The sequence below is a fragment of the Thiomonas sp. genome (assembly GCF_054608695.1).
The window spans coordinates 74,811-93,796 of record NZ_JBTRXV010000004.1 but is presented as its reverse complement, the minus strand read 5'-3'; the positions used below and the strand labels follow the sequence as shown (position 1 = coordinate 93,796).

Below are 18,986 nucleotides of genomic sequence, written 5' to 3'. Positions count from 1 at the left end.
CCAAGCCCGGCCAGCAAGGATGCGCGCCGGGCTTTTCATTGGAGAAATGCATGAAAATCAACATTCACCGCTCACGTTGGAAACGCCTGCGCTGGCCTGTCATTGGCGCCGCCGTCGTGGCGTCTGCCATCGGCTCAGCCTGGGCGACGGGCTGGCGGTTCAACTCCACCCCGAGCGAGCCGCTAGGTCTTTATCGCCTCACGCCCGTGACGGCGCAGACCGTGATTCATCGCGGCGATCTGATTTCCTTTTGCCCCCCGGTGACGCTTTATCCGTTCATGGTGCATGGCGCGTGTCCGAATGGCGGCGCGCCGTTCCTGAAAACCGTCGTCGGCGTGCCGGGCGATGTGGTAGACGTGTCAGCATCCGGGGTGTCGGTCAACGGACGCCTTTTGCCGGAGAGCAAGGTGATCGTGCGCCCGAAGGCGTGGCCTGGGTTGACACTGCCAGCCGCATACGGCATTCACAAACTGGGCGCGGGCGAGTATTGGGCGTTCGGCTCCGGCGATCCGGGGGTGTCTTTTGATAGCCGGAACTGGGGAGTGGTGCGGCAGGATCGCATCATCGCCAGATCGTCCGGCTGACTTCGCTACGCTTGCGATTGCGCATTTCAGAGCCCGAACGCTCAGCGCCAGATTGATGAGTAGGATGTCGCGAAAATGATCGCCTGGCAAGATTGCAGCCACGACTTGTTCGACCGGGTTGTTCGCGCCGATTCAATGTTGACCACCAAGGAACGTCCGAACGCTGCCGCCGCGTATTGAGCCTTCTGGCTCCAATTTCACTCTCTCCCTGCGCTCGGCCATGGTCGATCCCCTTGCTTGTTATGTTGGAAAGAGGTCGCGCACGCGCGCGAACGGCAAGCCGGTCTCGGCGGCCCGGCGCACCTTGCTTTCGAGGACATGGTTGAGCGGCAGTTCGCGGCTCACGGTGTCGAAGAGGTCAAGGCCGTCCATGCAGATCACGCGCTTGCCCTTGCCAAAGGCGACTAGGCCGTCCTCGGTGAAGCCGCTGTTGCTGACGAACAGGCCACGGGTCCACGCGGCCTTCTGCTCAAGCTTGCCGTGGAAGGTGTGCAGGTCCGCCACTCCGGTTTGGGCCGCTTGCCACTTGGCCTCGATCAAGTAGGTTTCGCCTTGGAGCACGAAGCTCCCATCGATTTGCTCACCTTTGAGGCGAAACGGCTCGCGAGCCTGCAGCCCGAAGACATTGAAGAAATCGCGCAACAAGGTCTCGAAGGCGTAGCCCCTCGCCTGCGGCGCGAGCTGGGCGAATCCGATCAGGTCATTGCGCAATGCCAGAAGCTTGGGGCGGTCATACGCGGGCTTGGGAGGTTGCCCCGTAGGCTGGGCATCGGGCTTGCCTTCGAGGCGGTTGATCAGCGACAGAAGCCGGCCTTGCGCGTTCTCGACATCCTCGGCCTTCCCGTCGCGCATCCTGATGGCTTCGCGGTATTCCCATAGGGCGTTAAGCGTCTTGACCAAGGCTGGGATATCGACCTTTTGCAAGTAGCACCGCAGCCGCCTTCCCTTGGAGCCGCCGTTCTCTGCATACACGGGATCGTCGATATCAACGTTGAGCTCCTCGGCGAAGAATCGAGACATTGTCCTATCCGAGAAGTTCAGGACGTAGCCGCCACGCATCTCGAAGAGTTCGTCGAGAAAGAGCATGTCGATGGAGCGGATGTTCGGCATCTTTCAGCTCTTATCAATCGGCTTGCTACGCAAGCTCAATCCAACCGACGAGGCTCGCCTCATACGCTTGGCCTTCTCGAACGAACCCGCGATGGATCAAGTCCCGGTGGAGCATGGGCTCGACCGCATCGACCAAGAAGCTAGACGCTTGATCGCGCGACAACACGGCCGACGCTGGCTCGGTCTGGAACAACTCGTCCAAGAGTTTTTCCATCGCGGGCTGGCGATGTCCTGTCGAATCGACCGCGAGCGCGATAACCTTGGCGACCTGATGGCGCTTTTCGTTAGTCGCCACAACCTGCCAGAGCGCAACCGCCCCGGATTTTCCGTCGCGCGACTTCGCGCTGATTCCCAAGGCATCTGCCGGAGCCGTCCTGTATGCATCGAGATAGGCCGCGACAAGGGGATGGTCAAGACCAATGAGCGAGAGCGTCTCGTCGGCCACGGCCCGGTCGCGGTCGGCCACCAAGCGGGCTTCGACGGCGCCATCGCGGGAGATCACTTGCCAGAGGCCGCCACCGGCCGACTCGAATTTCTTGCCATCAGCCTCCAACGCCGCCTTCAAGAACTTCTCCAGTGCTCCCATTCCGGCGGACGTGTCGGACAGCGGCTTGTATTCATCGATGTTGAAGCCGCCAAGGTCTTGGAAGAGCTCGAAGACCACTGCTTGTGCCTGCGAGGCGTTGGACATCGCAGCCTCCAGCTCGACTCGCGTGCGCTTCAACTCGGGGTCGTCCAAGGCTTCGGCATAGAGCCGCTCATAGCTCAGGCGCTCGGAGAGCTGCCCAAGAATTTGGGAACGCAAGTCCTCGGCCACCTCGCCATGCTCATCGACCTTGCCCAACGTCTTGGCAATCTGGGTGAGCTTCTCGTCGAGCAGAAGGAATATCTTGCCTTCGATCGTGTCGGAGAGAACAAGGTTGTAGACCTGCGCGGTGTGCTTCTGGCCGTAGCGATGGATGCGCCCGATCCGCTGCTCCATGTCCATGGGATTCCATGGCAGGTCGAAGTTGAATAGGACGCGGGCATGCTGCATGTTCAAGCCCTCGCGGCCCGCCGCCGTGCAAATCATCACCCGAGGACCGTCGGCCTGCTTGAACCGCTTCTCCGCAGCTGACTTGCTGCCGTGGTCACCTCCTTTGAGGACCACGACGCCTTGCCCCGGATATTCGCGCTCGATCATCTGGCCGAGCATCTCGACGCTCCCCAAGTAGGTGGCGAAGATCACCACGCGTTCGCCCGCGTCTTGGCGCCACAGGGCGCCGAGCGCCATCAACAACTTCTGGACTTTGGTCTCGGTCTCCTTGGGGAACCGCCTGAGCAGGTCCTTGATGCGCAGCCGCTCTTCGGGGAGGGCCAACGCCACCGACGCCACCGCCGAGTCCTCAGCGGCTGCCAACGCGACCTCGTCGGAGATGTTGGAGGCCATGTCCATGGCCTCCTCGTCGAGCTTCTTCAAAGTCCTACGCTGGATGTCGCCCAAGGCCCGATCAACCTCGATGTCTGCGAGGCGGTCGGCGCCAAGGCTAAGCTCTGCGCGGATCAGGTCCTTGGCTTCTTTCAAGGCCTCGTCGCGCCGGTCGATGTCGCGGTTCTCATCGTGGACCAACGACTCGTGGACGGTCAGCGCGATCAACCTGCGGCGCAGCGTGCGGGCAACCGCCGCGAAGCTCGACGCCGCGATCTTCTGGAAGATCGTCATCACGAAGCCAAGGGCAGTCCCCTTGTTGCCCTGCCGCTTTGCCAGGGCGAAGCCGTCCTGCAGATATTCGTTGAGCAGCGTATAGAAGAGACGCTCGCGGTCGTTCATCAAGAACGATTCCGTGTGCACCCAGCGGCGGGCGAACAGCGGGCTCCCGTCGGGTTTACAAGCGTCGGCCTTCGTCCGGCGGACGACGACGGAGTTGAGGCGGTGGCGCTCGCGCACCATCTCCTCGGGCGAATTGAACAGGGTCGGGTCGAGGAGCTGAATCAACATCCAGAACCGGAAATGGTCGCCTTGGTGCGGTGTCGCCGAAAGCAGCAGCATGTCGCGGCTGCGTTCGCGCAGGGCTTCGGCGAGCTTGTAGTTCTCGGTTTTCTTGACCTTGCCGCCTGACTTGAAGGCGGTGAGGTGGTGCGCCTCATCGAAGACCACCAGGTCCCAAGGCGGGGCCTCTTCGAGCTTCTTGATGCGGGCCTTACGCTTCAAGGTATCGACGCTGGCGATGAGCCGGTCGTGCTTGGCGAACGCGTTGGACTTGCGGTCGGTCACGTCGCCCTCGGAGCCGAAGACCTCGAAGTTGAGGTTGAAGACTTCGTTGAGCTCGCGGTGCCAGTTGTTGACCAAGCCGGCTGGCACGACCATCAGGGCTCGGTTGAGCTCGCCTCGGCTTGCCAGCTCGCGCAGGATCAAGGCCGTCTCAATCGTCTTGCCAAGGCCTACCTCATCGGCGACCAAGAAGCGCCTCGGGGCGGTCGTGGTGACACGGTGCGTGAGCACGACCTGATGTGGCAGGAGGTCGATCTTGGCCGAGGTCAGGCTCGCTGCGCTGTCCATCAAGGGCAGCGCATGGGCTTGCCATGTCAGCCACGCCTTGCGAGCCCTGTCGCGTCCTTGGCCCACGTTGGCGACGACGCGCTGCGCCCACCCGAAGGCGAGCGCGAGCGAGGCGATGGCGACTTGGCGTTCGCCCCCTTGAAAGAAGACTCGGGCATAGCCATCGACGGGTGCGGAGACCACCACGCCTTCGCCGAACTGCGCGTGTTTGACGCGCTGGCCCGGAGCTATGCCATCGACGGAAAGCTCGGCGACCGAAGACATCAAGAAATCCGCTGCAAGTAGTAGCCCGCGAAGCGGGCCGTCCCCGCCACCTTCTCGCGAATCTCTTGGCTGTTGGGCTCCGAGCCGTTCCAGAGGCTGCGTCCGATCGGAAACTCATGCCTGCCATGGGCGGCGCTGCACTTCCAATATGCCGCCTGCTCGGCTTGCCGGTATTCGAAGCGACGCGAGTCGGCGAACCAGAAGATCAAAGCCGCCTCGCTGCCACCGAAGGCAACCTCGCGCTGGAACGACGTGATCGCAGGATAGATGTCGTTGTCGAGCCACTTGATGGCATCGGCTGGCGAGAGGGCGTCGATGCTGCCCTCCAGACCAGCGACCACCAATGCGCGCTCCTTGACGAGGAAAGGATCGATGTCTTTCCAGCCCGAGGCATGGAGTCTCGTGAACTGCCGCAAGCTCACGGCCTGGCCGGGAGGGCAAAACGAAGCGAGGCCGGGAACATCCCACAAGATGCTGTGGCCTTGGCGCTTCCAAGTGTCGATCTCCATCGGTGAATTCTTCATGCCGTCACCTCCCCAAAGAGATCGAATTGCTGGCGGACCGCGTCGATGCGGGCCTTGTTCTCGCCCAGCCATTTGGAATAAAGCTGCTTGGCAACGCGGGCCGCCGCCTGAATCTCTGGCGTGCCGCCCCGGTTCGACATCCAATCGAGCAGGTCCGGCACCGCCGGATGCGGATCGAAGTTCGGGTTGTTGAGCGTCTCATCGACGCGCAGGCCGCTGTCCTTGAAACAGGCGCCGACGAGGAACAGGGTCTGATCGAGATCGCGCGACATTCCCTTGCGATGCTTGCCACGCCACCCCTTGGCGAACTCCAACGGGTCGCACAGGTTGTAGACCTTCTTCTCCTCGTCGCACCAGCCATAGGCCTCGAACAGCGACGGCGCGGTGCCCGTGCCGCGCAGATACTTGACCATGTCGTTGCGGTCCACCTTCACGGTCTTGTCGAAGATGCGCAGGAACTGGCGGCTATGGATCTCCGCAAGAACAGGCGGTGCCACACCGGACTCGTCGCGCTCGTCATCGAGCAATTGGTGGATGCCGGCGAGGGCTTCGAGCAGCGTGAACTCCCGGCCCTTCTCGACATACACATGGCCGTAATGGCGCGAGTAGTATTCGAGCGCCTTGCCTCGGCGGATGACTTCCAAGTCGGCCCGTGGAAGGCCACTGGCCTGATGCTGCTCCAACAAGCCTTTGAGATCACGGACATCATCGACGATCTTGCGGCGCAGCTTCGCCCAACTGATCGGAGTCGGGTCATCCACACGCTTGCGGCAGACATGGATGATGTCGTATTCGATCGTCTTCGATCCAAACTCGCCTTCCCCCTTGGTCTCGTCGCTACGGATCGGGTAGGTCGCTTCCAAATAGAAGCCCGCATCGAACAGGCTTTTGAGCACGCCGACCCATGGTTCATCTTCACTGTGATGGAAGGTGAAAGCCAATATGCCGCCGGGCTTCAAGATTCGGTGAGCTTCAGCCCAGCAGGCAGTCAGCAATCTTTCGTAGAAAGCGTCTGGATCATCCGGATGTCTTGCCTTGTTCGCCACCGCCTCAAGCGTCTTTGGGGTGTAGTCCGGTTCAAAATAGGCGGGGTATTTCCCCTTCAGAGCGAGACGCATCCAAACATAAAAGAAGTCGGCAAGCTCGGAGTAGTGAAGCAATCCACCGAACGGCGGGTCCGTAATCACTAGGTCCATCGCCTCGGGCTCGATCTGAGCAAGGTCAGTCGAAGACCCGCAAAAAAGTCGCTGAGCTCCCCGAATGGGATCGCCGGGCTTCGCTTTTTCGCTCTTGCCGGACAAGGCCTTTGCCAACGTTGGATCGACCGCGCCAATTGCCGCATTTGGCACCGCCTCCCATGGGTCTTCGCACCACTCCAGCCCTTGGACAACGCCTTCAACGCAGGAGGCCCAATTGCCGCGCCCCAAGTCCGAGAAGACGCAGTTCTCAACCACCGTGCTCTTGGGATGGTAGTTGTTGTTGCTCATGTGCGGGGCCATGCAGTCTCTGCTGATGTCCCAGAAGCAAAACATGTTCTGGTTGCGCAAATACTGCTGAAACGCACCGAGCAGCGCCTCTCGAACTTCCCAATCGACCTCGACACCAGTGCTCAAAATCGCTCGTTCAAGCTGCGTCAGCACAAGCAACTGCCGCGGATTGAACATGTCCAGCCACTTCAAATAGCCGTGCTGCGGCAACGGCTGCCTTTGATGGGTCATGTGCCCAAAGGGAATGTCGCTCTTTGGCCAGAGGCCAGAGAGGTCAACATCGCGTCGCGACTCCCACTCGAAGAGTGATGCATTCACCGCTGGCACATTGGGCTCGAGGAAATACCGCCCGCCGTAGATTCGGCCTTCCGCATCACACTCAGGGCAATAACATTGCTGAGCCATTGGAGCCGCGGGTGCCGACTTGCCCGATGCACTAACACTTTCTACCAGCGCCTGCTCGCGACCGCAGGTTGCCTCTTGGCAGGCAAATCTTGCCTGCCTTGGAATATTCGACCGATTCGTCTCCAACCTCGCTCCGGTCTCTGGACACTTCACGACATCTGGCAATGCACCTCGGACCTCGATGAAGCGAAGCGTTTTGCTTCTGCCCGAAATCCATGCGGCGGTAGACGCCGCATCATCGGTGACACTGCCCCCATATGCACTGCCGCCTGCGTCTGCCCCGGTTTCGCCATTCATCCAAGAGGGGTGGACCAAGAGGGTCAACGAAACTTTCTTGTTTTTCGCTTTTCCCATGCCCATCGACACTCCATCGATGCGCGCCTTGTGATCGACATGGACCTTGCCGCACGATGGGCACTGAAACCTGCCAGCATCATCCATCGCGATAAACGATTTTTCCGTCTCTGCGACCACCATGGGAGAGCCTGGCGCCATTTGAACGCGCTGCTGCTCGACATCAAAAGCGGTGCCACAACCGCACTCATAGTCTGCCCATGCCTTGACCGACAGCTCTTTGATGGACACGACAGGCGAGGAAAGGATTGGAGTTCGATGGCCGCAACCCGGAGCGCTGCATGGCCCGTGTTTAACCCAGAACGTATAGATCACTTCTGGGCCGGAATATGCGTAGCTTCCCCGCTCTTCGGCCGACAAGCTCAACGGGTCGAAGTCCGCAGGCAGCAACTGACCAGTCTTCGCATGCGACCACTTCCCTCTGTGTCCTCGCGGACAGGTAGTGGCATAGAACGGAATGATCTGCGGCTTCACAGACGCCTCTACCGAGGCAATCAAACTTTGAACCTGCGCAGCATCTACTTTGGTGGTCTCGTTTTTGACGACGAACCAAGCGACAGGATTTATATCGATCCCGGTCATCTGCATGCCGAGACGCGCTCCTTCCAGAATCGTGGTTCCGCCGCCCATGAAGATGTCTGCGACCTGCAACTTGCCGAAGTTGTTGCGACGCTGGTGGTTGGCATAGTAGGAGTCCCACACCACCTTAGATGCCAAGTTCTCGTCGTCTGGTGCCTTGGTCGATGCGGCAATCAGCAGTGAGCGAAAGACGCTTGAACGGCGACGCGCCCACCACTTTGACATTTGATAGACAGGCTTGCCGGCGTTGCCCTCAATCGCAGCGACTTGGTTGACGGGCAGAATTGGAAAATCCACCTCCAAGCATGTCTTTGGACGATTAGGGTCAGAGAAGTCCACCGTTTCCAAGGACACCGCTTTGCCGGCGCCGACCAATGCTGCCACTTGCTCGGCTTGGTGCTCGGCTTTGTTTTTCTTTGTTGCCATGTGAACCCTTACAGCGAGCGCGAAAGCTCAATAAACGGCACGGCGACTTCGAGCAATGAGATGCCACCATGCGAGAGATTCTTGCGTCCGCCTTGGACGCTCCATGCCCGCCGTCCCAACGTGAAGCGGTAGTCGCCTCTCGCAGTCGTGAGCGGGATGTCCACTGGCGGGAGCCAGTTGGACGCAGCCTTGTCGCTGCTTGCCGCGTGGCGCTCAGCGCCGAACACCTTCTGGAAGTATTCCTTCTGCTCTTGGTCGAGCACGTCGCTGAACTGACCCGAAGCCGCATAGCCGTGATCGGCTGTGATGACGAGGCGACGACCCGTTGCGAGGCGTTCGACGAATGCCCAAAAGTCATCACCGGTCAGCACGCCCTTGGCATCCTCAGCCAGTTGCCGCAGGCCCGGACCCGGCCCAGACAAATCGTGCATGAGGCTGTCGGGCCATTCGTGCCAAACGAACAGGTTCGGGTGATTGGGCAGCGTATCGGCGCATTCCTTCCACGGCTGGTCGAAGAGCGCGGTCGCCGCATCGGCGAGCTTCAAGGACGCGACTTGGCCGGCGCTCAACGCCGATCGCTGTGGCAGTCCGAGCTCCTTGGCAAAGCTCGTGGTGTCGCTCGGCAGCGCCGAGCCTGTCGCAATGGATCGATGAACCTTGAAACCGCGCTTGGCGGCCTCCTGCATGAGCCATGGAGACTCGCGCAGCGACAGCGCATCGAGAATCAGCACGGCCTTGGAGCCGGGAGCATCGGCCCAGAACTGCGCGAGCATCTTGGAGGTCTTGGGAGCGCAGCTCTCAAAGTGAGGCCAGAGGTCCCACGCCGAGCTGGACATCACCAAGTCGAGGCCCTCGATGTCTTTGTCCCTGCGGACCATTTCGGAGGCCACGTCGCCATCGACCGGCTTGGACAGGCGCTCCCACAGAGCGGAGAAAACACCCTCCCACGCCTGCGTAGGCTCCTGCGACAAAAGCTCTTCGAGCGATTTGGTCGAGAGGCTCATCACGCATCCTCCTTGTCAGCGTCGAGCCCGAACAGCAACCCGTTGGGCAGGTTCTGGATCAACTGTTGAAGCTGGGCGCCCGTGAGTTTCTCGACGCTGATCGTCACGTTTCGCACGGTCGTGGCTGGCCCGACCTGCCATGTATCGACAACACGGCTGAGCAGATTCAGGCCGGAAGTCGGCGCGGAGTTGAGCTTGGTAGTGGTTGGCGCAGTGACGCCGCCGCCAGGGCCATCACCGCCGCCCGGCGTGGGCGTTCCACCCTCGCCGAAGGGGTTGGGCGGCACATCCCCGCCACCTGGAACGCCAGGCGTGGGAGGAATGCCGGGAATCCCGGGCAGGCCGGGCGTTCCCGGAGCGGGCGGAGCCACAGGCGTCTGGCCCGAGCTCGACGGCGAAGAGCCGGGCTTGGCGAGCGTCGTATCTTCAAGCTGCTTGCCGGTGACATCGAAGTCGCGCTTCATGCGGCGCAGGGCCATTTCGCCGGTCTCGCCGGGCACGAGCTGCAAGGTCTTCAACCCACGAACGTGGATGCTGATCTGGCCGGCGGCGCACACCGCGAGCGTCGCATCCTTGGCCTCGGCCTCGCCAAGCCATGGGATGCATTCCTTGCCGCCGCCGCGAGGCTCGCGCAATTCGCTGAGCAGCTTGGCCATGGAGAGGTTCTTCTCGGCGAAGCTGACCACCAGCTCGTCGAAGTCCTCGTGGACGAAGAGGTTCTGCTTGATCTTCTCTTGGATGGCCGCCGGAATCTTGTCGCCCTTGGTGCCGTGGGGCTCGACGCTGAACACACACTTGGACGTGTCCTCATGGTTCCACACCGAAAGGATGGCGAAGCGGTCGAATCGCTCGGCGATCCTTGTCTTCAACGCACCGATGAACTCGGTGGAGAGCGGCTTATAGGAGGACTCGTTGCGCGCCCATTCCTTGGCTAGGCTCGCCGCGCGGGCCGCGAGCATGAGCTCCTTATCGTGGTAGATCGCCGACGCGCCATCCGAGCCTTTCTTCGGCAGCAGGAAGCGCACAGTGTTGCGGGAAACGCCCAAGAACTTCTTGAGCCACGCCCCAAGCGTCGCGTTGGGCTTGTCCGGGTAAGCCGGCAAGATGATCAAAGGAATTTTGTTGTCCCACGATGCAGGGCGAAGCGACTCGTCGATCTCGTCCCACGGCGTGTTGTTCCATTCCCGTTTGAGAACGATGGTTCGGTAAAGGCCGCTGATCTGCACGTCGCCGCCGATCGCGTGCCGAATCTCGGCCGCCAAGAAGTCCACGTCCTCGCCGTTTTGGAACAGCTTGTCGTTGCGGGCATGGGCCATCAGCCTCGTCCGAGCGTTCTCTTCGAGCTTGAAGACCAGCCGCGATCCTGTCTTGTGGATGTTGTAGCTATTGCCCTCGATGGTCGCGAGCTCGGCTTGGAACGCGTTGTCATCGACCTTCGCGCCACGCGTGACATCGACCTGCAAGGTCTCGGGATCGGCGCCGACGCGCTGGTTGTCCAGCGACAGCGAGCGCAGCCACAGCGAGGTCAGGACTTCGCGCAAGTGCGGAACGCTGGTGAGGTCGCCGCCAAGGGCCTCCTCGACCGCCGTCAGATTGCGCAGAGCCCGGTCGCGCAACTGCTTGTGGTGGTCGATGCCGACGTTGTCGATGAGTGCTGCCGCGCTGCCTCGGTCATCGCCGGAGAGCTCGAAGTCGGCGGGCGTGATGACGGGCACCAGGTCGCCCGCTGACTTGAAGAGTTCAACCAAGATGCGGACGAGATCCCGTGTTCCCTGCGCCTTGATTGCGAAGATCACTTCGTCGTCGAGGAGCTGGAGCAGTTCCGGAGAGAAGGGCCATGCCTCGATGAAGCGGGCGCGGTGCTTCTCGACTTCGGAAGCCGGCTTTTGGCCCAACCGCATGAACTCCGCCAAATGGGTCTCGACCCGCGGGGCGATCTGCGCGTCACTGATGTTGATGCGGTTCTCGAAAATCCGATACAGCAGCAACCGGCGGCGGTCATGCTGGGCCTGCTCGCCCTTGAAGTCGACACGGACCGGGTTGACCCGAAAGAGCTGCTGGGCCGCGTTGGAACTGCCTTCGCGTACCGAGACGACCAGCGTGAGTAGCTCGGGGTTGTTCTCGGCGATCTCCGAGAGGATTTGGATGAAGTTGAAGGCCCAGATCTGGCGGGGCTCTTGTGCGTCGCTCAGGCCGTCGAACCATGTCTGGAATTCGTCGAGCAGTAGTGCGCAGGGCTTCTGCTTGAACATGTGGACCAGGATGTCCTTGCCCGGCACTTCAGTCTTTTGACCAGCCCAAACGCCACGAGCGTAGTCACCACCAGGATGACGCTTGAAGAGCAGATCCCACAAGTAGGCGAACCGCCGCTCGTGCAACGGCTCGGCGATGACTTGCCGCGAACTGCTCAGCGCGAGCGCTGCCAGCTCTGGACGAGACAGTTTGTCAGCCCAATCCTTAAGCCAGAGCTCACCCACTTCGGGGTCGCTGAGCAGGTGGCAAAGCGCAGCCATCAAATGCGACTTGCCCTGCCCCTTGTCACCTATGAGCACCACAGCCCTGTTTGAACCCGGCGCCGCGGCCTTGATCGTCTTGATGAGGTCGATCGAGGGGTACGTAATGCGCAGGAAGTCCTGGGCCGCCATGTCCAGCGCACCGGTCTTCGCCTCGTTGGTGAAGTCGATCGTCGTCCCACGTAACCGAGCGCCGCGAAACTCATTTCGCAATTGCAGTCCAAGCATGTATTGCCTCCCTTACTTTTGTTGGTCCATTGTCGTTTCCGCCTCAGATGTAATAGCGGAACGGCAGAGGCGGAAGCTCGTTTTTTCGAGGAGCCGCCGTCAGAATTTCGCCCACGGCATCGGCGAAGCGCAGCGTCACCGGGACGCCGTCTCCAAAGATGCACGCGTTGTAGTTGAGCTTGGTCAGGGCGAGCACATCGGCCATGACCTGCTTGATGTCCGCGACGCCTCGACATATCTCGATCGAGAGCGGATTGGGCACCTCGCGGCCGGCGTAGGTCTGCAACCGCGGCACGAAGCCCTTGGTCCACAGGTAGGCCATCCACTGCGACTTCACCCATCCCACGCCTCGGGCGATGTTCATCGTCCCGTGCCGATAGAGCTTCATGCCGGAGTCTTGGCGAATGCGCACGCAGACCACGTTGGTCTCGGGCGGCACAGTCTCCTTGAAGCCTTCCCATTCCTCAGCCGAGAAGCGCGTCTTGCCGTGGATGAAGAGCTCCTTGGGCGCCTGGCCGCCATGGTTCTTGCGATACGCGTCCACGACCATCGCCATCAGCGACTTGGCCTTCTCCTTGGGGAGGTGGAAGTCGTCCTTGGTCGAAGTGAGCCATGGGCCGACGGCGCCGCGAAACACCACGCCTTCTCCAGAGTCGAGGAACATCTGGGCGCCGCAGCACGCATTGCCCGGCTCGGCCGACGACGAGTCCTTCTTGAAGACAATGCCTACATAGCAGACGCCGGGCCGCGAAGTCGCGAGCTGCCATGGCTTGCCGCCGGCCTTGAAGAAGCAGGTCGTGGCGAGGTTCCACGCGAGGGTGGCGGGGTCTTGGAGGCCCCGGCCTGGCATGCCGTTGTCGCGGACGAACTCATCGGGCGCCAGCGTGGTCTCGCGGACCACTTGCACCGCCGCCTTGTGCTCCAACAGCCGGGCCTTGAGCTGATTGTGGAAGTCGAGCTCGTAAAGGTAAATCTCGGCCGACGCGTTGTCTTCCTCGAACAAGCCCGGAGCCTTGAGCAGCCGGGTCGCCGCCGCCTTGTCCATCAGCACGCCGGAGCGCTGCTTCTGGCTGGCCTCGACCTTCGACTGCGGGCGGCAATACTTGTGGACATCCTCGGGCACCACGGCCATCCACAGGTCGATGGTCGATTCGCTGCCGTCGCGCAAGTGATCCGCGATGGCATCGGAATAAAGCGAGACGGCCTTGTGGATCGCCTGATGGCGGTCGGAGATGCGGATCGCGTTGGCGAGCTCGGCAGCATCGATTTCCAGCCATGTCGCGGGCTGCGCGGGCCACTCCACGCCGAACAGGGCTTGGAACCCCGGAAACAGGGTTTGGTTGGGGTTGTCGGCCAGCGCGGGGGCGATGGGCTTGGCCAGGCGAGCGACGCACGCCGAGTAGCGGCGAAGGCCTTCCTTGGTGGAGACCACGCCGATGCGCAGCTTCGACCTCGCCTGTGGGCTCTCCTTGGGGCCATACAGCAGCAGGCCGTCCTTGGGATGCTCCATGGACTGCCCATAGCCAAACAGCAGCTCGGGCTCGGCGATCTCGATCAGATTGAGTTCGAGGCTCATGCCGGGACCTCCTCGTCGTCGAAGTCATCGACCTCGCCCAAGTCATCGTCGGGCTCATCGACGGGATCGTCATCGATCGACGGCGCCAAGTCGGAGAGGCCCACGGGCGAGCTGAAAATGATCGGCGTGGCGGATACGACAACCTCCCGCCCGGAACCCACCGGCAGTTTGATTTCGGGCTGGCCGTCGGAGACGAGAGCGAGGAAGGCCCGCAGGAAACCGCGCCAGCGGTCGTTCCACCAACTGCGGCAAAAGCTCATGCGCAGGCGGTGCGCCTTTGCCGGAACGTCGAACGGCTTGCCGTCATCGTCGGTGAAGACGATGGTGGAGCGCAGCTCGATCCGCCACGGCTCGTCGAACTGGGGCACCATGCCCACGGCGTAGCACCAATTGGCCTTCTTCTTCTCGCTGCGACCGTTGAGTCCTTTGCGGCGCTTGCGGCCATCGACATCGACGAAAGCCACCTTTTCGCCGCGCCCCTTGGTGAGCTCCGGCGTGGCGTAGAAGACCTTGCGCCCGCCCGCCTGCTCGAAGACGCCAAGGCCCTTGGCCTCCATCGCGAGTTCCCACGCCTGCCGCACGAGGTTGGCGACGCGCTTGCGGGCCTCGCGCGCATCGACGTGCTTGTCGCCGATGGTGGCGCCGCCCTGAACAAACATGGTCGAGTCCACGCCGGTTGAGGCTTTGAGCATGACCGACTTCGACATCAGGGACACGAGCTCGAATGCCTTGGCAAATCCAACGATGCGGTCCTCGTGTTCGAACCAAGGCATGCGCCTATTGATATCGGTGACCTTGATCTCGCGCTCGCTTCCCAAGATGCGGGCGGTCTCGATCGGCGGCAGCGAGACGACGCTGAGCCATGTCGAATCGAGCGACTCCTTGGACTCAGTGCGCAGGATCGCGCCTTCCTTCATCTCGGCGAGCCAGTGCCTAGTGGAGCGCGGATCGGGCGCTGAGACCTTGGGCGCATTGGCGTCAGCCAGGGTGTCGAGCACCGAGGCCAAGCCCGCGTGCCAGCCGTTGGCGAAGTCGATGACGTTCTTGCGATGGATGCCGATAGGCAGCAGCGAGAAATCGTATTTATCCAAGCGCAGCGGGATCACAAACCCCGGCAAGGACTTCTCGACGGTCTGGGCAACCGCCCATTCGTCCTTGACGCCCTGCTTGTCCACCGCGACCGTGGACACGACGGCCAAGAAGCGGAAGGACTCGTTGCGAATGGCCCCTTCGATCTTGTCCCAGAACTGGTCGCCGCCCTTGAGGCGGCCGAGGTCGTGCCAGACGGAGTAGCCGGCAAGCTCCAAGCGGGCGCCGAGCCAGCGGACGAAGCCGTTGTCCTCCGGCGTGGCGTGGCTGATAAAGATCGATTCGCGCGTCATTGCCGGCCCTTCTGGACAGCGTCGCGGCCCGGGGCCAGCGACGCGCTCTCGACGCCATAGAGCGTCTGGGGGTTGCGAAGCCAAAGGTGATGCGAGGCCGGGTCGAGCCGGTGGTCGTCTGAGGAGTCGATGCCCCAGCGGCGCAGAACGTAGCCGGCCAAGGCCGCCCGCGTCTTGATACGAAGCGTGCCGTCTTCCATCGCGTAGTCGGCCTCGACCGCCTTCGGAAACTGGATGCCGGGGTGCGGGACGATCTCCATGTCCACCATCCGCGCCCACTGCTCATCGGCAGGCAGCAACTCGCTTTCGGCGACCTCTCCGTCGATTTCCTGAGCTTTGGCGATGCGGGTCAGGACGAAGTCGCTGAACCGCTGGCGTTCGCGGTCATACCCGCGCACATGCCAGCGCAGGCCGTTGTCGGCCAACGCGACCGGCACGATCTCGCGCTTCTTGGCGCCGGAAGACAGGGACAGGTAATTGATGCGAAGAGCCTTCTTCGCGCACATGGAGCGAGTGATGGCGCCGAGCACGGCCATGTCGGGCCTCACGAGCTGGCCGGGGCCTTCACAAGGCGTGGCCTGCTTCAAGCCTAGGTCGAGCCCATCACCGAAGCCTTGAAGGAGCCAAGCAAGCACACGCTCGGAGTGGAATTCATGGACCGGCTTGAATTCAGCGCTCGGCCGGTAGCAGCGGGACGTTTGGTCGTAGTCGAGATTTGCAGGCGCGATCTCGCGATACAGGCTCAGGTCGCGGGACGCCGCTGCCGGCTTTATGCCGAACCGGGCTTCGATGTCTCCCCTGCGGAGCTCGCCAGTGAAGAACGCGCGCAGCTCCAAAAACGCGAGGCGCTCGCGCTGAGACTGCGAAACATCCAATGGGTTGGCCAAGAGCCCCTTTCTCGGGCCTCCTGCCCGCCGGCGAAGCAAGGAACGCGCCGATCAGAAAGAGCATACCACACGAATCTTTTTGATGACCTCCAGCTTGAACAGTGCCAAAAGCAATCAATTTGGCGTTCGCGCCTTGCGCTCCACACCCGCCACAGGACGTCCGCGCACCTTGACGCCCAGGCAGGAGAGTCAGGTGTTCCGCTGGGTCAACGGGCGCGACCCCCGGCAATACGGTCTGGACTTTGGTTTGTGGACCCGCGCCGTGGTGGGCGAACTCATCGAGCACAAGTATGGCGTGCGGCTGGGACTCAGCGCCATCGGGGCGATGCTGGCTCGGCTCGGGCTCACGCCGCAGAAGCCCCTGCAGCGCGCCTACCAGCGTGACCCCGAGGCCATCGAGTGCTGGCAGCGCGAGGTCTTCCCCGCCCTGTCCAAGCAGGCGCGCCAGGACGGGGCGGACATCTTCTTCTGGGACGAATCGGTCTTTCGTGCCGACACGGTGCATGGCAAGACCTGGGGGCTGCGCGGCCACACCCCAGTGGTGCAACGCCCCGGACAGCGCCACTCCATCAGTGCCGCGTCTGCCGTCAACGCCAAGGGGGCCTTCTGGTTCTGCACTTATGAAGGGGCGCTCACCGCTGCGCTCTTCATCGATCTGCTGGGGCGCATGATGCAGGATCGGCAAAGGCCGGTGCATCTCGTCGTCGATGGCTTGCGCACAAGACGGCGCTGGTCAAACAATACGTCGCCTCGACCGAAGGCCGCCTGACCCTGCATTTCTTGCCGGGCTATGCGCCGGACTTGAATCCGGATGAGCTGGTCTGGAGCCATGTCAAGCGCACAGGCACAGCACGGCGCCCCTTGCGCAAGGGCGAACAACTCCGCGACAAGATCGAGGAGCAACTCGCCAAACTGCAGCAAATGCCCCACATGATCCGCTCATTCTTCAGAGCCCCTTCTGTCGCCTATATTCTCGACTGCTGAGTAAGTCCGCAGGGCTGGCGAGTGCTGTGCGGCGGGACAATGGGCTGGCAGATCGAGCAGAAGACGGCGGGGATCGACAAGATCCTGCCGGCGATGCGAACTGATGTCGCGCTCGACCACCCATCAACCGGGCAGCGGATAATCATCGACACCAAGTTAACCGCCATTGTGACAAGCGGTTGGTACCGTGAGGGAACCCTGAGCAGCGGATACGTGTACCAGATCTACGTCTATCTGCGCTCCCAGGTTGGGCGCGGCGATGCGCTTGCAGATCACGCGAGCTGATTGTTGTTGCATCCCGCGATCGGCCAGATGGTCGACGAAACAGTGCTGATCCAGGGGCACACCATTCGGTTTGCCACTGTGGATTGACAGCAACTCCTGCGGACATGCGAGCGCAGCTGCTGCGACTCTGCGTCCCAGACCACGCGATGAAGACGGACTCGTGAAAGAACCCGGACGGAATCGCAATCGACACTTGGGCAAACATCAGCGCGGAAAGTTGGAGTTCCCTTCTTCTGGGTAACGGCGCCAAATTCATCTGCACTATGCCAATGCCAGGAGCGGTTACCGTGGCTAGAGCCTACCGCCGGGGGTTCGTACAGGCCGGAAAATCTCAGATCTAGGCGGGGGATCGTAGCAGCGCTCATTCCCCACGCCACTGTTCTTTTAGTGCTCCGGATACGGCGGCAAAATCATCGTCCGGTTCACCAGCACATTGAACGTGTAGCCGGGCCGGATGTTCAGCGTCGGCTGAATGTTCAGGTTCTTGTTGAGCAGGTTCGTCCCGACGGTATCGATCTGCTGCGACAAGGCCCCTGCAGCTTGCTGGCTGGCGCTCGGTGTGGTGAGTGCATTGCCGGTCTGTGGTTGGCTCAACTGCGCGCCGACCCCCAGCAGGCTCATCAAGATGGCACTGCCAAAGATGCGCGCGTAGTGGTTATCCACCTGATCCGACAAGCCACTTTCGCCCTGCCCGTCTGCGCCGATCATGCCCTTGAGATCGATCATCGACCCGTTGGGGAAAATCAGCCGATTCCAGGCCACCAGCACGCGGCTCTGGCCGTAGGCCACGTCACTGCTGTACGCGCCGATGATCTTTGTGCCTTGCGGGATCAGGACAACACTGGGGTTCAAACTGTCGTATACGGTCTGCCGCACCATCCCGGTGATCGTGCCAGGCAGGTCGCTGTCAATGCCGGTTTGCAAGACGGCCGGAATGACTGAACCGGCGAACAGTTCATGGCTGGATGCCTTGGGCTGTACAGCGGCTTGCAGATAGCCGTTGTCGTCCTTGTTCTGCTGCACGTCCAGGAAACCTTGATTGCCGGACTGCGCACCAGCGCCGCCCATCCTGCTCGCCCCATTCATCCCACTCAGCGCGGCCATCAATTTGCGCACATTGGGATCGTTCGCGGCCTGTGGGTTTTGGGCCATGGCTTGTGCCAGTTGATGCTGCAACGCCAGCAAGTCTTGCGGGCTGGTTTGCCGGCCGGTTGCGCCGGAAGTCTGCATCAAACCTTTTCCGCCCACTCCAATCTCAGCCAGATTGGCGCTTTGGTCCGCCAGCACCAGTCCCTCCAGGCGCTTGTAATGCTGGTCGACCAGCCACTGGTGATATTTCTGCGCTGGCGTCAAGGCCGTGGGCTGGCCCGGTTGCAGCGTGGCGCCCTGCGGATGCGCAAGGGCAGACCCTGCGCCGCTGGCTGTGGACGCGGGAGAGGATGCGGCAGTCGGCTGTGGGGCAGCGCCGCGCACGGTGAACGTGCTGGCCTGCGCCTGAGCCTGTGAGGCGCTCGGTGCGGGCGGTGCGCTCATGCCGACCTGATCCGTGCTGCTCGCCGCCAACGCCTCGGGCGGGGTGGATTTGTTGCCCGACGTTGCAATTCCAATCAGGATCAGCGCACTCAGTCCGGTCAATCCGCCGAACATTAGCGTCTTGCTTTTCTTGGACAGGCGCTTGCCTTGCTTGGGGTCGGCCTTGAGCTTCATGCCTTTGCCCTTGTTGTCGCCTTTTCCGCCCTTGGTTTTACCGGGCCCGATGACGTCCGCGATCGGTGGGAGTTCTGCAGCGGGCGCTGTGGGAGCGGGCAACGCCGCCCCCTCGATCACGCCTGCGGGTTGGTTGTGGTCATTCATG

Annotated in this window: 12 protein-coding genes and 1 pseudogene; 3 read left to right on the top strand and 10 right to left on the bottom strand. The window is 61.9% G+C overall.

The window, feature by feature from the left end; translation table 11 throughout:
• The first annotated feature begins 50 nt into the window (after positions 1-50).
• The gene (locus ACYCUK_RS03765) at positions 51-584 is read left to right on the top strand and encodes a S26 family signal peptidase (RefSeq protein WP_461593495.1); all 534 of its coding nucleotides are present in this window, start codon (positions 51-53) and stop codon (positions 582-584) included.
• A 240-nt stretch (positions 585-824) separates the two neighbouring features.
• Here ACYCUK_RS03765 and ACYCUK_RS03760 read toward each other — a convergent pair whose 3' ends face one another.
• The 9 genes from ACYCUK_RS03760 to ACYCUK_RS03720 are packed head-to-tail and all read right to left on the bottom strand — an operon-like array spanning position 825 to position 15,862.
• On the bottom strand, positions 825-1,694 hold the full coding sequence (locus tag ACYCUK_RS03760) for a restriction endonuclease (RefSeq protein ID WP_461593494.1): 870 nt from the start codon (positions 1,692-1,694) through the stop codon (positions 825-827).
• 25 nt (positions 1,695-1,719) lie between these two features.
• Complete coding sequence (locus tag ACYCUK_RS03755) at positions 1,720-4,497, bottom strand: DEAD/DEAH box helicase (RefSeq protein WP_461593493.1); 2,778 nt, start codon at positions 4,495-4,497, stop codon at positions 1,720-1,722.
• Positions 4,497-5,021 (bottom strand): hypothetical protein, encoded by a 525-nt coding sequence (locus ACYCUK_RS03750; protein WP_461593492.1) that lies wholly within the window; start codon positions 5,019-5,021, stop codon positions 4,497-4,499. Before ACYCUK_RS03750 ends, ACYCUK_RS03755 begins: the two co-directional genes overlap by 1 nt.
• Entirely contained in the window at positions 5,018-8,272 is a 3,255-nt protein-coding gene (locus ACYCUK_RS03745; RefSeq protein WP_461593491.1) for a DUF1156 domain-containing protein, read from the bottom strand. Before ACYCUK_RS03745 ends, ACYCUK_RS03750 begins: the two co-directional genes overlap by 4 nt.
• Positions 8,273-8,280: 8 nt before the next feature.
• On the bottom strand, positions 8,281-9,276 hold the full coding sequence (locus tag ACYCUK_RS03740) for a hypothetical protein (protein WP_461593490.1): 996 nt from the start codon (positions 9,274-9,276) through the stop codon (positions 8,281-8,283).
• A complete protein-coding gene (locus ACYCUK_RS03735) occupies positions 9,276-12,017 on the bottom strand; it encodes a DUF499 domain-containing protein (protein ID WP_461593489.1) in 2,742 nt (913 codons plus the stop codon). Before ACYCUK_RS03735 ends, ACYCUK_RS03740 begins: the two co-directional genes overlap by 1 nt.
• 43 nt (positions 12,018-12,060) lie before the next feature.
• Positions 12,061-13,593: an argonaute/piwi family protein gene (locus tag ACYCUK_RS03730; protein ID WP_461593488.1), complete on the bottom strand. Its 1,533-nt coding sequence runs from the start codon at positions 13,591-13,593 to the stop codon at positions 12,061-12,063.
• Positions 13,590-14,975, bottom strand: a complete 1,386-nt coding sequence (locus ACYCUK_RS03725; RefSeq protein WP_461593487.1) for a toll/interleukin-1 receptor domain-containing protein — start codon at positions 14,973-14,975, stop codon at positions 13,590-13,592. Before ACYCUK_RS03725 ends, ACYCUK_RS03730 begins: the two co-directional genes overlap by 4 nt.
• Complete coding sequence (locus ACYCUK_RS03720) at positions 14,972-15,862, bottom strand: WYL domain-containing protein (protein ID WP_461593486.1); 891 nt, start codon at positions 15,860-15,862, stop codon at positions 14,972-14,974. Before ACYCUK_RS03720 ends, ACYCUK_RS03725 begins: the two co-directional genes overlap by 4 nt.
• A gap of 94 nt (positions 15,863-15,956) precedes the next feature.
• Here ACYCUK_RS03720 and ACYCUK_RS03715 point away from each other — a divergent pair.
• Together ACYCUK_RS03715 and ACYCUK_RS03710 are read left to right on the top strand one after the other, a co-directional pair.
• Positions 15,957-16,846, top strand: a pseudogene (locus tag ACYCUK_RS03715) (IS630 family transposase); the annotation flags it as partial.
• A gap of 39 nt (positions 16,847-16,885) precedes the next feature.
• On the top strand, positions 16,886-17,131 hold the full coding sequence (locus ACYCUK_RS03710; RefSeq protein WP_461593485.1) for a hypothetical protein: 246 nt from the start codon (positions 16,886-16,888) through the stop codon (positions 17,129-17,131).
• Between the two features lie 384 nt (positions 17,132-17,515).
• On the opposite strand, the gene ACYCUK_RS03705 is transcribed toward ACYCUK_RS03710, so the two are convergent.
• On the bottom strand, positions 17,516-18,985 hold the full coding sequence (locus tag ACYCUK_RS03705) for a TraB/TrbI/VirB10 family type IV secretion system protein (RefSeq protein ID WP_461593484.1): 1,470 nt from the start codon (positions 18,983-18,985) through the stop codon (positions 17,516-17,518).
• Between the last annotated feature and the right edge of the window lies 1 nt (position 18,986).